A 15,742-nucleotide genomic window follows, 5' to 3' on the forward strand; every position below is an offset into this window, starting at 1 on the left:
CACGTTAAATCAGTTCCGCTGAGTGTCGCCCAGTGCTTATTCGATGCCCATGCGGCGCCTTGCCCTGTGCGCAGAGCCGTCGCGCATGGCCCAGCGCAATACCGGGGCGGTGCCATGCACGCCTAGGTGGATCAACCGTTTTTGCCAATGGCCCTGTTCGAGGCCAAGCTGCTGTTGTGCCCACTGGGGCAGTAGCTCGATACCGGCGTGCAGCATCAGCTTGGCTACGGGTTTTGCCAGCCGGCTGGGTGCCGGGGCGTTGAGCAGAATACCGATGACTTCCTGGCTGCGGGCATCGCAGCTCAGCTGTGGGCGCATCTCATGCAGGTAGTGTGCGACCTCACGGCGCGAGCGGGGCACGTCATGGGCGCCCAGACGCTCGGCGATCAGGGCGATTTCCTGGTAGTAGGCGTCCTGGTCGGCCAGGGACAAGCGGGGGTTGCGGTAGCGCAGGTGTGCGGCCAGAAAGCTGCTGACCTCGGCCACATGCACCCAAGTCAGCAGGTGGGGGTCGCTGGCTGCGTACGGGCGGCCATCCGGCGCCGTGCCTTCGACTTGCAGGTGGATCCGACGCACTTTTTCGATCAACCAGTGCGCATCTTCGGTCGCGCCGAACGTGGTCCCTGAAATGAACTGGCTGGTGCGCCGCAGGCGTCCGATAAGGTCATGGCGAAAGTTGGAGTGATCCCAGACCCCGGCGAGTGCCAGCGGGTGCAGCAACTGCAGCATCAGCGCGCTGATGCCGCCGACCAGCATGCTAGGGAAGTCACCGTGCACGCGCCAGCTGATGCTGTTGGGCCCGAACAGGCCAGGGTCGCCTTTGGGCGACTCCAGGTCGAGCTGGCCCAACGCCAGGCCGGTGAGGCTCATGGCTTGTTTTTCGATACGACGGCGAAGCGCTTCCATGGTGACCTGCAGGGCTGGGCAGCCTGGGAAGCGGCTGCCGGTTATCGGTTCAGGCGAGTGTCGATCAACCCTTGGACGACGCCCGGGTCGGCCAGGGTGGAGGTATCGCCCAGGCTGTCGAGCTCGTTGCAGGCGATCTTGCGCAGTATACGCCGCATGATCTTGCCCGACCGTGTCTTGGGCAAAGCCAGCGCCCATTGCAGTAACTCGGGCTTGGCGAAGCTACCTATCTCCTTGCTGACCAGCGCCAACAGCTGGGCCTTGAGATCTTCATCGGGGCGGACACCGTTCATGGTGGTCACGAAGGCGTATACGCCCTGGCCCTTGAGATCGTGGGGGTAGCCCACCACGGCTGCTTCGGCCACGCTGTCGTGAAGCACCAGGGCGCTTTCGACCTCCGCCGTGCCGATGCGATGCCCGGACACGTTGATCACATCGTCCACGCGCCCAGTGATCCAGTAATGCCCGTCGGCATCGCGCCTGGCGCCGTCCCCGGTGAAGTAGTAGCCGGGCATGGGTTTGAAGTAGGTGTCGACCATGCGTTGGTGATCGCCATGGACAGTGCGAATCTGCCCAGGCCAGCTGGCCTTGATCGCCAGCAGCCCAGCCCCTGGACCCTCGATGACCTGGCCTTTGTCATCAAGCAGCACCGGCTGCACGCCGAACATGGGTTGGGTGGCACAGCCAGGCTTGAGGGTCTGGGTGCCGGGCAGTGGCGTGAGCATGATGCCGCCGGTCTCGGTCTGCCACCAGGTATCGACGATGGGGCAGCGGCGCTGTCCGACCTCATTGAAATACCAGTGCCAGGCTTCCGGGTTGATCGGTTCACCCACGCTGCCCAGCAAGCGCAGGCTTGCACGGGAGGTACTTTGCAGGGGCGCATCCCCTTCGCGCATCAGCGCGCGCAGGGCGGTGGGTGCGGTGTAGAAGATGTTGACCTGGTGCTTGTCCACGACTTGCCAGAACCGCGAGCTGTCGGGGTAGTTGGGCACGCCTTCGAACATCAGCGAGATGGCGCCATTGGCCAAGGGGCCATACACGATGTAGCTGTGGCCGGTGACCCAGCCGACGTCGGCGGTGCACCAGAAGACTTCCCCCTCCCGATAGTCGAACACCACATCGAATGTCATGGCCGCTTGCAGCAAGTACCCCGCCGTGGTGTGCAGCACGCCTTTGGGTTTGCCGGTGCTACCGGAGGTGTAGAGGATGAACAGAGGCGCCTCTGCCTCCATCGGTTCGGGTGGGCAGGCTTCATCGGCCTGCTCGATGGCGTGCTGGTACCAAAGGTCGCGACTATCGTCCCAGGCGACATCACCCCCGGTTCGCCGCACTACCACGACGGTACTGACGGCCGGGCAACTGGCCAACGTCTTGTCGACATTCTGCTTGAGGGCGATTCGCTTACCGCCGCGTACGCCTTCATCAGCGGTGATGACGGTGCGGCAGTCGGCGTCCAGGATACGGTCACGCAGCGCGTCCGGGGAAAAACCACCGAACACCACGGAGTGAACAGCGCCTATGCGCGCGCAAGCGAGCATGGCGAAGGCGGCTTCGGGGATCATCGGCATGTAGATGCACACCCGGTCACCTTTGGCCACGCCTCGCGACTTCAATACATTGGCCAGGCGACACACCTGGCGGTGCAGTTCACGGTAGCTGATGGCCTGGGTGTCGCTGGGGTCGTCGCCTTCCCATAGCAGGGCGGTCTGCTCGGCCCGTGTGGCCAAGTGGCGATCGATGCAGTTGTAGCTGACGTTCAGTTGGCCCCCGTCGAACCAGCGGGCCTGGCCGGTGCGCAGGTTCGATTGTTGAACCTGTGACCAAGGCCTCATCCAGGTCAGGCGCTGCGCTTGAGCGGCCCAGAAGGTGTCCGGGTCTTCGACCGACTGGCGGTACAGGCGGTGATAGTCGTCCTGGGACAGGGCTGCCGCCTGGCTGACGGCGAGGGCGTGCGGGTATTTTCGAATATCGAACATGGCGGTGGTCCTGCTCTTGTGAGGGGCGAGGGACGGCAACGGTTAATGGGTAGGACAGTTTTGCGGGGAGGGGTGTTCCACCGGTTCGGCGATTGGGCGGGTACGGTCGATAGGGGCTATGAAGCCGTCGACAGGCTTGCTGTAGGGGCTTGGCCCACGTGCGATAGGCGCTGCGCAGCAGCCCCGGCAATTGCCCAGGGGGCGAATTGCAGAAGCTGCGGCGCATCTCTTGATGCCTTGCCTGGCGAGCACAAGCCCTGCCAGGTAGAGGGCTGATCAGCCGCGATGGCGGCCGCGGAAGTAATTGATCAGGCCTTGGGTAGACCCGTCCTCGGCCACCTCTTCCTGGCTGCCTACAAGACGCTGGTACACGCCCTTGCCCAGTTCCTTGCCCAGTTCCACGCCCCATTGGTCGAAGGCATTGATACCCCAGACCACGCTCTGCACGAACACCTTGTGCTCATACATGGCCACCAGGGCACCCAGCCGGCGTGGGCTGATACGCTCGACCACCAAGGTGTTGCTCGGGCGATTGCCCGGGATGACCTTGTGCGGGGCAAGCTTCTGCACCTCGGCTTCGCTCATGCCCTTGGCACGCAGTTCGGTCTCGGCTTCTTCTCGCGTCTTGCCCAGCATCAGCGCCTGGCTCTGGGACAGGCAGTTGGCGTACAGCCATTGGTGATGGTCGGCTACCGGGTTGAAGCTGACGACCGGCACGATGAAGTCGGCCGGGATCAGCTGCGTGCCCTGGTGCAGCAACTGGTGATAGGCATGCTGGCCGTTGCAGCCCACACCGCCCCAGATCACAGGGCCGGTCTCGGTTTTCACCGGGGTGCCGTCCTGCAGCACGCTCTTGCCGTTGGACTCCATGTCCAGCTGTTGCAGGTGCTTGGTGATGTTGCGCAGGTAGTGGTCGTACGGCAGGATCGCATGGCTGCTGGCACCCCAGAAATTGCCGTACCACACACCCAGCAGCGCCAGCAGCACGGGCATGTTCTTCTCGAACGGCGCGCTCTGGAAATGCTGATCCATGGTGTAGGCACCGGAGAGCAGTTCCTTGAAGTTGGCGGTACCGATGGCCAGCGCAATCGGCAGGCCGATGGCGGACCACAGCGAATAGCGCCCACCGACCCAGTCCCACATCGGAAAGATGTTCTCTTCGCGGATGCCAAACGCAACGGCGGCGGCCTTGTTGCTGGACACGGCGATGAAGTGGCGGTACAGCTCGGCTTCCGAGCCGCCCTGGGCCAGGTACCAGGTACGCGCGGCCATTGCGTTCTTCAGGGTCTCGAGGGTGTTGAACGACTTGGACGAGACGATGAACAGGGTGGTTTCGGCGCGCAGGCTGGCCGACAGTTCGTGGAACTCGCTACCGTCGATGTTCGCCAGGTAATGGCAGCGTACACCGCGCTGGGCGTAAGGCATCAATGCTTCGGATACCAGTTCCGGGCCCAGGAACGAGCCACCGATACCAATGTTGACCACGTCGGTGATGGGCTTTTCGCTGTAGCCACGCCACAGGCCATCATGAATGCGGCCGACCAGCTCGGTGATCTGGTTGAGCACCTTGTGCACTTCGGGCATGACGTTCACGCCGTTGACGCTGAGCTTGTCACCCACCGGGCGGCGCAGGGCAGTGTGTAGCACCGGCCGGCCTTCGGAGGCGTTGATGATCTCGCCGTTGAACATCGAGGTGATGGCGTCCTTGAGGCCCACTTCGTCGGCCAGGTTCACCAGCAGGTCACGTGTCTGTTCGGTGATCAGGTTCTTGGAATAATCCAGGAACAGGCCACAGGAGCTCAGGGAGAATTGTTCGAAGCGCTGAGGATCGGCGGCGAAAGCTTCTCGCATGCTGAAGCCTTGCATGGCATTGCGGTGCTGCTTAAGCGCCTGCCAGGCGGGTAGAGCCGTGACATCGTGGGGGGTACGGTAATACGCCATTGCGCGGGGGTCCCTTGGTCCGTGGTGATGCGTTGGACACGGCAGTCATTGCCGGGTTCAGGCTGGCATCATTATAGGCAAAGGCCCGGCGCTGGGAATGGGGGGCGCAAAAGTAGATGGGGTGCCTAGGCACCCCAGGCCGTTCAGGCCGTCTTGTCCTGCACCTGCACGTACAGGTTGTCGATCAGGCGGGTGTTGCCCAGGTAAGCCGCCGCGATGACCACCAGGTCTCGGTCATCGACCATGGCCGGGCGCAGGGTCAGGGCATGTCGAACTTCCAGGTAATCGGGGCGCAGACCGGCTGCGCTCAATTGGGCCTGGCCGTCGGCCACCAGCGCGGCGAAGTCCTTTTGGCCACGGGCGATGGCAGCTGCCATCGTCTGGAGCACGCGATACAGCACAGGCGCCGTTGCCCGCTGCTCGGCGGTGAGGTAGCCGTTGCGCGAAGACAGTGCCAAGCCGTCTGCGGCGCGCACTGTAGGCAGCCCCATCACCTGGATGGGCATGTTCAGGTCGCGCACCATGGCGCGAATGACTGCCAGCTGCTGATAGTCCTTTTCGCCAAAGACCGCGAGATCAGGCTGCACCATGTTGAACAGCTTGCTGACCACGGTGGCCACGCCTTCGAAGTGCCCTGGCCGACTGGCGCCGCACAACCCTTCTGACAGGTTGGGCACGCTGACCCGCGTCTGCACGCTCATCCCGTCCGGATACATTTCGTCCACGGCAGGGGCAAACAGCAGGTTGCAGCCCGATTCGACCAGCAGTTGCTGGTCGGCTGCCAACGTGCGGGGGTATTTGTCCAGGTCTTCATTGGCCCCGAACTGCAGCGGGTTGACGAAGATGCTGGCAACCACGAAGTCGGCGCATTGCGCAGCCTTTACCACCAGGGCCGCATGGCCGCTGTGCAGGTTGCCCATGGTGGGCACGAAGCCGATGCGCTTGCCTTCGCTGCGGGCGCGGGCTACGGCGGCGCGCAGCTCCGGCACGGTCTTGACTGTATTCATGCGCTGAACCCGTGTTCACTGGCGGGGAACGTGACTTGCTTGACGGCCTGGACATAAGCGGCGAGGGCGCTGGCGATGTCAGGCTGGCCGTCCATGAAGTTTTTCACGAACTTGGGTACCCGGCCGCTGAGGGACAGGCCGAGCATGTCATGCAGCACCAGTACCTGGCCATCGGTGGCGCTGCCGGCGCCGATGCCGATGACCGGGATGCGCACGGCCTGGGTGATCGCTGCGGCCAGTTCGCTGGGCACGCATTCGAGCAGCAGCATGGCAGCGCCTGCGGCTTCAAGCGCGATGGCATCGGCCTGCATCTGCCGGGCTTGTGCCTCCAGGCGACCTTGTACCTTATAGCCGCCGAGCACATTTACGGTCTGAGGCGTCAAGCCCAGGTGGGCGCACACAGGCACCCCACGCTCGGCCAGCAGCCGGATGGTCTCGGCCAACCAGGCTGCACCTTCGATCTTGACCATGTGGGCGCCTGCCTGCATCAGCGCCGCGCTGTTGGCGAAGGCTGATTCGGGGGTGGCGTGGGCCATGAACGGCAGGTCGGCGAGAATCAACGCGCCGTGATTGCCGCGCTTGACCGAGGCGGTGTGGTAGGCCATGTCTGCCGTGGTGACCGGCAAGGTGCTGTCATGGCCTTGCAAGACCATGCCCAAGGAGTCGCCCACCAGCAGGACGTCGACGCCGGCCTGGCTGGCTGCCTTGGCGAACGTCGCGTCATAACAGGTCAGCATGGCGATTTTTTCACCCTTGGCCTTCAGGCCATTGAGGGTGGAAAGGGTTACTTCAGGCATGTAGAGAGTTCCTCATTCTGGCGCCAGGGGAAACGACTGCATGCAACCTGAGTAGTCATCTTCCGCAGCGGCACATCATCGCGCGTGATGTTCTGGCACAGGTCCGTCCGGGCCTCGATAGGGGGGCGCAACACAGGGGTGCCACGCGGGTCGCCTATAGTCGTGAGCGAAATGAGGGAAGTCAATCACCCTGTTACCGCATTGTTACGATGAGGTTGTTGCTGGCGTTACTGCCCTAACGAACGGCCGATTACAGGCGTTCGAGGCCAATGTATGGGCAAGCGGCGAGCAGTTGGGACAATTGGCGGCCATCGGCAAGCCGGAAGTCTGCAGGGACCAGTTCGGCCAGCGGATAGAGCACGAAGGGCCTGGCATGCATGTGATAGTGCGGTACCTGCAGGCGCGGCAGGTCCAGCACCTGGTCGCCGTACAGCAGAATGTCCAGGTCGAGGGTACGGGGCCCCCAGCGTTCCTTGCGCACCCGGCCCTGGTCGTTTTCGATGGCCTGCAAGGCATCGAGCAGGTCAAGGGGCGCCAAGGCGCTGTCGAGCGCGGCGACGGCATTGGTGTAGCGGGGCTGGCCCGGCAGTAGCGAATCGCTGGTGTACAGCGCCGAAGCGGCCACCAGACGCGTCGCCTGGACCTGATCGAGTGCGTCCAGCGCGCTGCGCAACTGCTCGGCCGGGGCATCCAGATTGCTGCCCAGGCCGACGTACACGCGGATGCTCACTCGAAGGCCTCTTCACCACCGCGCTTGCGCTTGCTGTTGCTGCGCTTGCGCTTGCGGGACGCACCGCCTTCATCACGGCTGCCCAGGTCGCGGATCATGTCGCGGCGCTCGCTGTCATTGGCTTCCTGATACTCGGTCCACCACTGACCAAGGTCATCGGTTTCTTCGCCAGCGCTTTCGCGCAGCAGCAGGAAATCGTAACCGGCACGGAAGCGTGGGTTGTCCAGCAGCATGTCGGCGCGTTTACCGCTGCGGCGCGGCAGGCGTTCCTGCATGTCCCAGATCTCGCGGATCGGCAGGGTGAAGCGCTTGGGAATGGCAATGCGTGCGCACTGCTCGGCGATCAGGTCATGGGCTGCACCGTTCATGGCCGGAATCGGCGGCACCCCCTGGTTCTGCAGGTGCAGAACGCGCGCTGGCAGGGCAGGCCACAGCAGGGCTGCGAACATGAAGGCAGGCGTTACCGGCTTGCCTTGCTTGACGCGCAGGTCCGTATTGCTCAACGCCTGGCTGATCAGCGTGTGGGTATAGGTGGGGCGGTCCTCCAGCGCCTGGGCACTGGCGGGGAACAGGGGTTCGAACAGCTGCAGGTCGACCAGCATTTCGAACGCCATGGCGCCCTGGCCCGAAAGGAACAGCTTCAGGCTCTCTTCGAACAGCCGCGCCGGCGGTATTTCACGCAGCAACGGCGCCAGTTCGCGAATCGGCTGGACGGTGTGCTTTTCGATACCGAAGTCGAGCTTGGCTGCGAAACGCACCGCACGCAGCATGCGCACGGGGTCTTCCTGATAGCGATGGGTAGGATCGCCGATCAGGCGCAACAGGCGATTGCGCACATCGTGCACGCCGTTGGCGTAATCGAGAATGCGCTCGCTCACCGGATCGTAGTACAGCGCGTTGATGGTGAAGTCGCGGCGCTGCGCGTCTTCTTCCAAGGTGCCATACACGTTGTCGCGCAGGATTCGCCCGCTGGCATTATGGGACGAGCGGTGGCTGTCGCCCTGATCGTCCTCGGAGTGAGGGGCGCGGAAGGTGGCGACTTCAATGATTTCACGGCCGAAATGCACGTGAACCAGCTTGAAGCGGCGGCCGATGATACGCGCGTTACGGAACTCGGCACGCACCTGTTCGGGGGTGGCGCTGGTGGCCACGTCGAAGTCTTTCGGCGTGATGCCCAGCATCAGGTCGCGGACACAGCCACCGACCAGATAAGCCTGGTAACCGGCGCTCTGCAGGCGCTCGACGATGTTCACCGCATGGCGGGTGAACTGGTGGCGCTGCAGCGAATGCTGGCTTTTGTTGATCACCTCGGGCGTAGTGCGCCGGTGGTGCTGGCCCGGTACGGGCGGGCGGAACGACTGGAACAGCTTCTTCAGCATGGGATGCACTGTTTGAAGGAATGTTCGGCCAAGAATATGAGAATGGCCGCATGATGGGCGGGGATTCTAGCATTTACTCGCGGGATGGTGTAGGCGGTCGCAGAATGCCTGCCCAAAGGCAGAAACGACAAGGGGAGCCTAAGCTCCCCAAGAAGTCGTTGCATGTGCTCTTATTGTTTTTTTGCGGGCTTCTTGTTTTTGTTGAGTGCCCTGCCACTAAGCGTGAAGCTTGTGGACGACCCCCAAACCAGGGGTAAAGAGCAAACGGATTGCTTTGGCCGCTGATGTCACGTTGATCGTCGATCCATCCAGTTCAGGTGCTGCTTTATAGTGCAGTTTTTGTTGTTCTCTGCCTGGGTGTGGGGCAAGCCCCAAACATGCATCCTCTCCAAAAGAATCAGTTAGCTGCGCCTCCGCCGTCTTGTTCTTATTGTGCGTGAGTCGTTTCGTCTTGTTCTTATTGTGGGTTGCAGTGCTTGTTATTGTTTTTGTACTAAGCATATAGCAGAAGGCGTGCCAACTTTGGCTGGCCCAGCAAATCCGGGGGTTTGGCTATTTTTCCAGGGAAGCATGCCAAGTGCGCGGCGTGTTTTTCGTTACCGTTTACCTCGGCAACTGTTACGCACCTGCAGGCAGGTAACAGTTTTTTGCGGCGGGGGGATGCGGGGGAATCAGCCTGAGGTCCCGTTACGGGGAAGAACCTTGCAGGGTGACCGAAGACGGGCAGGAGACGCCTCCTGCCCGGTCGAATCAGTTCTCGCTGGTGGCGTTGCTTTTGCGGCGTGGAATGCCCAGGCGCTGCCTGCGCTCCCAAAGGCACTTGCGACTGACGCCCAGCTTGCGTGCCAGCTCGGTCTCGGTCATGTGGTCCTGGTGCTCGAGCACGAAATGCTGGAAGTAGTCCTCCAGCGACAAATCTTCGGTCGGCTCATGACTGGCCGTGGCGGCACTGGCTCCGGTCAGCGCACTGTCGAGCAGCTCGTCCTCGTCCAGATCGCTGAGCTCGATGTCGATGCCCAACAGCTCCGCCGAAATTTCCGGGCTTTCGCTCAGGATGACTGCGCGTTCCACGGCATTTTCCAGTTCTCGCACGTTGCCGGGCCAGCTGTAATGACGAATGGCCTGCTCTGCTTCGGGTGAGAAGTGCAGGTCGTCACGCCCGATCCGCGCGCACTGGCGGGCCAGGAAGGCACTGGCGATTTCGTTCACATCGCTGCCGCGCTCGCGCAGGGCAGGTAGCTTCAGCGCGATCACATGCAAGCGGTAGTACAAGTCTTCACGGAACTGACCGGCCTTGGCCAGGTTTTTCAGGTCCCGGTGAGTGGCCGCGATCAGGCGCACGTCGACCTTTTGCGACTGCACCGAACCCACCCGCCGAATCTCGCCTTCCTGAAGCACGCGCAACAGGCGCGCCTGGGCTTCGAGCGGGAGTTCGCCGATCTCGTCAAGGAACAGGGTGCCGCCGTCAGCGGCCTCCACCAGCCCAGCCCGACCTGCGCTGGCACCGGTAAAGGCGCCCTTTTCATGACCGAACAGCTCGGACTCGATGAGCGTCTCGGGAATCGCTGCGCAGTTGACCGAGATCATCGGTGCCTTGGCCCGTCGCGACAGGTTATGCAGCGCACGGGCGACCAGTTCCTTGCCGGTACCTGACTCACCCTGGATCAGCACATTGGAGTCGGTAGGGGCGACCTTGCGGATCTTGCTGAACATGTCCTGCATGGGGGCGCAGGAACCGATGATGCCGATATCCCCATTGGTCGCCGGTGCGTTGCCTTTGTCCCCCGGGGCAGCCTTGGAGGAGGCCAGGCGTGGCTCAGGGGCTGCAGGTGGCGCGCTTGGTCGATCACGCAGGATGCGCGCAACGGCCTGGAGCATTTCATCATGATCGAACGGTTTGGCGATGTAGTCGACCGCACCCATTTTCATCGAGTCCACGGCCGAGCGCAGGCTTGCGTAGCTGGTCATGATCAGCACCGGCCTACCCTCGCCGAGCTTGATCAGCTCGGTACCGGGGGCGCCAGGCAGGCGCAGGTCGCTGACGATCAGGTCGAAGGTCGCAATGCTGAAGCGTTCCTGTGCTTCCTGCACCGAGCCGGCTTCGCTGACTTGGTACTGGTTCCGTTCGAGCAGGCGTCGCAGGGCCGAGCGGATGATGGTTTCGTCTTCGACGATCAGAATATGCGGCATTGATTCAATTCTCTCGACGGTCTCGATTTTCAGGGGACGTCGCTACGACATGCCGGGGCAGGGTCACGCGGATCCGGGTGCCACGTTGCCGTTCGATATCGGCCGGGCTGTCGATGGTGATTTGTCCATAATGCTCCTCCACGATGGAATAGACCAGCGCAAGGCCCAGCCCGGTTCCCTCGCCAGGGTCCTTGGTGGTGAAGAAGGGTTCGAACAGGCGATCCATGATGTTCTTCGGAATGCCGCTGCCCTCGTCCTCCACGATCAGGTCGACCGTGTGCTCGCAGCCCACGGTGCGCACGCGAATCGCGCTGCCGGGTGGAGACGCGTCCCGCGCGTTGGACAGCAGATTGATCAGCACCTGGGCCAGGCGTTGCGGGTCACCCTCTGCCCAGTGGTCGGGGTCGCACAGGTTGAAGAACTGCACGTCGAAGTTACGCCGATTCAAGGCCAGCAGGCCAATGGCATCCTGGGCCACTTCTGCCAGGCACACGGGCTCTTCACTGTTCTGATGGCTGCCGCCTGCGTGGGCAAAGCTCATCAGCGATTGCACGATGCGCGACACCCGCTTGGTCTGTTCGAGGATCTGGCTGGACAGCTCGATGATTTCCCCATCGCCTTCGCGCTCCTCGCGCAGGTTCTGCGCAAGGCAGGCGATGCCGGTGATCGGGTTGCCGATCTCGTGGGCCACACCCGCCGCCAGGCGGCCGATGCTCGCCAGGCGTTCAGAGTGCACCAGCTTCTCTTCCAGGGCCTGGTTTTCGGTCAGGTCTTCCACCAGTAGCACCAGGCCACTGTTGCCTGGGGCCAGCGGTTCGTCGATGGCGGCCTTGTGCAGGTTCAGCCAGCGCGGCTGGCCGTCCAGGGCCAGGCGCTGTTTGTGCAAGTGTTCATCCGGCACATTGATGAAGCCTTGCAGCAGGCCACGCCAGGGTTCGGCAATGGTGATCAGGCGCGAACCGACCACGTGCTTGGCAGCAATGCCGGTCAGCTCTTCCATGGCCTTGTTCCACATGAGGATTTCCTGGTCCTTGGCCAGGGAGCATACACCCATCGGCAGCTCCTGAAGCGTTTGGCGGTGATAGCGGCGCAAGGCGTCGAGTTCGGCAGCCAGGCCGGTCAGGCGCGAGTGGTAGTCCTCCAGCCGGCTTTCGATGAAGTGGATGTCTTCAGTCACATAGTTTTCATTGCCCGACTTGTAAGGCAGGAAGGTCTCCACCATGTCCTGGGCCACGCTTGGGCCCATCAGGCCGGAGAGGTTGGCCTCGATGCGGTCGCGCAGCCGACGCAGGGCGTAGGGGCGCCGCTCGTCGAAGGGCAGGTACAGGTCGCGCAGGGCTTGCTCCACTTCCTTCTGTGCGGCCTTGGCGCCCAGTGGCTTGGCCAGTTGGGTGGCGAACTCCTGCGGCGAGGCCGCATGCAGTTCGCGGCGCTGGGGGCGGCGGACGTTGTCGACGGCGCAGGCTTCGGCGGCGGCCACCTCCTCGTTGCTGGCATTGGTGAACAGGGAAATCAAGGTGAACAGCAGCACGTTGGCGGCCAGCGATGCAATGGCTGCCATGTGCCAGCTGGTGTCGTCCAGTACGTAGATCATGTCCAGCGAGGGGATGTAGAAACCCTGCAGGTTACCCAGTAGTGGCAGCAGCATGGTGCCCATCCACACCAGGGTGCCTGCCACCAGGCCGGCAATGAACCCCCGCCGATTCGCCGTGGGCCAGTACAGCACCGACAGGACCCCCGGCAGGAACTGCAAGGTGGCCACGAACGCGACGATGCCCAGGTTGGCCAGGCTCTGGTGGTTGCTCTGGGTGAGGTAGAACATGAAACCGGCGGTGATGATGGCCACGATCAAGGCCCGGCGCGTCCACTTCAGCCAGCGGTAGATGTTGCCCTCTGCAGGCGGCTGGTACAGGGGCAGGACCAGGTGATTGAGCGCCATGCCCGAGAGGGCGAGGGTGGTCACGATGATCAGCCCGCTGGCTGCCGAAAGCCCCCCGACATAGGCCAGCAGGGCCAATGCCTGGTTGTTGGCCGCGATGCCCAGCCCCAGGGTGAAGTATTCCGGGTTGGTACTGGCGCCCAGGCGCAAGCCGGCCCATAGCACCAGGGGCACGGCCAGGCTCATCAGCAGCAGAAACAGCGGCAGCCCCCAGCTGGCGCTGACCAGCGAACGCGGGTTGAGGTTTTCGGTGAACGCCATGTGGTACATGTGCGGCATGACGATCGCCGAGGCGAAGAACACCAGCAGCAAGGTGCGCCACGGGCCCTCCTGCAAAGGCGTGTGCAGGGCCGCCAGCGCCGTCTGGTTCTGCAGCAGCCAGACCTCCAGGCCATGGGGCCCGCCGAAGACACCATACAGCGCATAAAGGCCGATGCCACCCAGGGAGATGAGCTTGATCACCGACTCGAAGGCGATGGCGAAGACCAGCCCCTCGTGCTTCTCACGGGTGGCGATGTGCCTTGAGCCGAAGAAGATGGTGAACAGGATGATAAGGGCACAGAAAGCGAACGCTACCCGGGCCTTGACCGGCTCCCCGGTGAGGATGCTGATGGAATCGGCCACGGCCTGGATCTGCAGAGCAAGCAGCGGCAATACCCCGATCAGCATGATCACCGTGGTCAGCGCCCCGGCCCAGGTGCTGCGAAAGCGGAAGGCCAGCAGGTCGGCTAGGGACGATAACTGGTAGGTACGGGTGATTTTAAGGATCGGATACAGCAACACCGGCGCCAACAGGAATGCCCCTGAAACCCCCAGGTAACAGGCCAGGAAGCCATAGCCGTACTGGTAGGCCAGCCCCACCGATCCGTAAAACGCCCAGGCGCTGGCATAGACCCCCAGCGACAAGGTGTAGGTCAGGGGGTGGCGGATGATCGAGCGCGGTATCAAGCCGCGTTCGCTGACCCAGGCCACGCCGAACAGCACCAGCAGGTAGCCGGCACTGATCAGGATCATCTGGGTCAGGCTAAAGCTCATCGGCATCTCGTTGGCTCTGCAGGATGAAAGTGACGACGATCAGGATGAGCCAGAGCAGGTACGGGCGGTACCAGGCTCCGGTGGGCTCGATCCACCAGTCCATGATGGCCGGGGAGAACAGGTAGATCCCCACGACCAGAAGCAGGACCAAACGATAGATGTACATGCGGGCCTCGACGGTTGGGCGCTGCGGGTGTGGATCTATTATTGGCGCATATGGCGTGGCGGATGCTAGCGGGAATCGGCAGCGTTGGCCAAGGGTTTGAATTTCATGGCCTTTTGATTCAGGCGGGCGGGTTATTGAAACCCGGCCTAGTGCAAGTCGGCCTCAGGGACCGTGGTGCGCTGGGCAATGCGTTCGGGCCGCCACTGGGCACGTGCCACGGCCAGTACTTGGGCTGGGGTGGCGCTTGCGAGCTGCGCGGGCGTGTCCTGGCCCAGTGCCCTGAGCGCCCGCAGCAGCAGCGGGGTAGCCTGGTCGGCCTGCAGGGGCGGCGAGCGGTAGGACTTGCCCAGCTTGTGGCCATCAGGCTGGACGATCAGCGGCACATGCAGATAGCGCGGCTGCGTGAAACCCAGCAGCTCCTGCAGGTACAACTGACGGGGGGTGTTGTCGAGCAGGTCGGCACCGCGCACGATGTCGGTGATGCCCTGCCAGGCGTCATCGAGCACCACTGCCAACTGATAGGCATAAAGCCCGTCACGGCGCTGGATGACGAAGTCGCCCACTTCCCGGCCCAGGTGCTGCTGGTACTCACCTTGCACCCGGTCGGTGAAACGGTAGGTCAGCTCCGGCACCCGGATACGAATGGCCGCACCTTCGCGGGCGTGCCCGGCATTGCGACAAAAACCGGGGTAGATACCGCCGTATGCTTCCAGCTGCTTGCGCGAACAGGTGCAGGCGTAGGCCAGGCCCATGTTGAACAGGCGGTCGACCACGCTGGCATAGGCATCAAAGCGCTGGCTCTGAAAGGCCACTTCGCCATCCCATTCCAGACCGTAGCGTTCCAGGGTTTGCAAGATGGCATCGCGCGCGCCGGGCATTTCCCGTGGCGGGTCGGTGTCCTCCATGCGCAGCTGCCAACGCCCGTCCACGGCTCGGGCGTCCAGCCAGGAAGCCAGGGCGGCTACCAGGGAGCCGAAGTGCAGGAAACCGCTGGGGGTGGGGGCGAAGCGGCCGGTGTAACGGGACTGGGTCATGGTCGGGCAGGGTACATAAATGAAGCGGGGCGCATGATGCGCCCCGGCTGGAGAAGAAGACGATCAGCCTTTGCCGACGGTCTTTTCTTTCTTCTCGGCAATTTCCTTGCAGTCGAAGCACAGGTCAGCGGTCGGACGGGCTTCCAGACGGCGCAGGCCGATCTCGATACCGCAGGAATCGCACCAGCCGTATTCTTCGTCCTGAATCTTCTGCAGGGTCTTGTCGATTTTCTTGATCAGCTTGCGCTCGCGGTCGCGGTTACGCAGCTCGAGGGCGAATTCTTCTTCCTGGCTGGCACGGTCGGCCGGGTCGGGGAAGTTCGCCGCTTCGTCCTTCATGTGGTCCACGGTGCGGTCCACGCTCTGCATGAGCTCGCCTTTCCAGGCATTGAGAAGCTTGGTGAAGTGCTTCTTCATGGGCTCACCCATGTATTCTTCGCCCTTGGTCTCTTGATAGGGCTCGACACCGTACATGGTTTGACCGGTTTTTTGCTTTTCTACGGTGGACATGAATAGACCGCCTCTCACTCATCTGATCCTATGCGCAGGATGCTCCATCTCCGGCGACCGCCGGCCCTGCGACTGCGAGCCGCCGAACTTACCAGATAGATCGGGGGTGCGCTAGCCCGCCCGATCCTGCTT

General features: G+C 62.9%; 12 protein-coding genes. All 12 read right to left on the reverse strand.

What is annotated here, in order from left to right; genetic code table 11:
* Positions 1-36: 36 nt before the first annotated feature.
* The 12 genes from B2J77_RS03340 to dksA all read right to left on the reverse strand — a co-directional run bounded on the left by B2J77_RS03340 (position 37) and on the right by dksA (position 15,610).
* A complete protein-coding gene (locus tag B2J77_RS03340) occupies positions 37-906 on the reverse strand; it encodes an oxygenase MpaB family protein (RefSeq protein WP_058639191.1) in 870 nt (289 codons plus the stop codon).
* Between the two features lie 41 nt (positions 907-947).
* A complete protein-coding gene (gene acs / locus B2J77_RS03345) occupies positions 948-2,882 on the reverse strand; it encodes an acetate--CoA ligase (RefSeq protein ID WP_078477984.1) in 1,935 nt (644 codons plus the stop codon).
* A gap of 276 nt (positions 2,883-3,158) precedes the next feature.
* Positions 3,159-4,823: a glucose-6-phosphate isomerase gene (gene pgi / locus B2J77_RS03350; protein WP_058604752.1), complete on the reverse strand. Its 1,665-nt coding sequence runs from the start codon at positions 4,821-4,823 to the stop codon at positions 3,159-3,161.
* Positions 4,824-4,966: 143 nt separating this feature from the next.
* Entirely contained in the window at positions 4,967-5,830 is an 864-nt protein-coding gene (panC, locus tag B2J77_RS03355) for a pantoate--beta-alanine ligase (protein ID WP_058639189.1), read from the reverse strand.
* Complete coding sequence (gene panB, locus B2J77_RS03360; RefSeq protein ID WP_058639188.1) at positions 5,827-6,627, reverse strand: 3-methyl-2-oxobutanoate hydroxymethyltransferase; 801 nt, start codon at positions 6,625-6,627, stop codon at positions 5,827-5,829. Before panB ends, panC begins: the two co-directional genes overlap by 4 nt.
* Before the next feature lie 250 nt (positions 6,628-6,877).
* Complete coding sequence (gene folK / locus B2J77_RS03365; RefSeq protein ID WP_058604749.1) at positions 6,878-7,357, reverse strand: 2-amino-4-hydroxy-6-hydroxymethyldihydropteridine diphosphokinase; 480 nt, start codon at positions 7,355-7,357, stop codon at positions 6,878-6,880.
* Positions 7,354-8,736: a polynucleotide adenylyltransferase PcnB gene (locus tag B2J77_RS03370; RefSeq protein WP_078477985.1), complete on the reverse strand. Its 1,383-nt coding sequence runs from the start codon at positions 8,734-8,736 to the stop codon at positions 7,354-7,356. The genes folK and B2J77_RS03370 overlap by 4 nt, the downstream gene beginning before the upstream one ends.
* 750 nt (positions 8,737-9,486) lie before the next feature.
* Positions 9,487-10,926, reverse strand: coding sequence for a sigma-54-dependent transcriptional regulator (locus B2J77_RS03375; protein WP_078477986.1), 1,440 nt, complete (start codon positions 10,924-10,926; stop codon positions 9,487-9,489).
* A gap of 4 nt (positions 10,927-10,930) precedes the next feature.
* On the reverse strand, positions 10,931-13,906 hold the full coding sequence (locus B2J77_RS03380) for a sensor histidine kinase (RefSeq protein WP_194286092.1): 2,976 nt from the start codon (positions 13,904-13,906) through the stop codon (positions 10,931-10,933).
* Positions 13,890-14,066: a hypothetical protein gene (locus B2J77_RS21255; protein WP_003250005.1), complete on the reverse strand. Its 177-nt coding sequence runs from the start codon at positions 14,064-14,066 to the stop codon at positions 13,890-13,892. The genes B2J77_RS03380 and B2J77_RS21255 overlap by 17 nt, the downstream gene beginning before the upstream one ends.
* Positions 14,067-14,212: 146 nt before the next feature.
* Positions 14,213-15,100 carry a tRNA glutamyl-Q(34) synthetase GluQRS gene (gluQRS, locus tag B2J77_RS03385; protein ID WP_078477988.1) on the reverse strand — a complete coding sequence of 296 codons (888 nt, stop codon included), beginning with the start codon at positions 15,098-15,100 and terminating at the stop codon, positions 14,213-14,215.
* 63 nt (positions 15,101-15,163) lie between these two features.
* Positions 15,164-15,610, reverse strand: a complete 447-nt coding sequence (dksA, locus tag B2J77_RS03390; RefSeq protein WP_023533176.1) for an RNA polymerase-binding protein DksA — start codon at positions 15,608-15,610, stop codon at positions 15,164-15,166.
* Positions 15,611-15,742 lie beyond the last annotated feature (132 nt).

The organism is Pseudomonas parafulva, from assembly GCF_002021815.1.
Classification (GTDB): Bacteria; Pseudomonadota; Gammaproteobacteria; order Pseudomonadales; family Pseudomonadaceae; genus Aquipseudomonas; species Aquipseudomonas parafulva_B.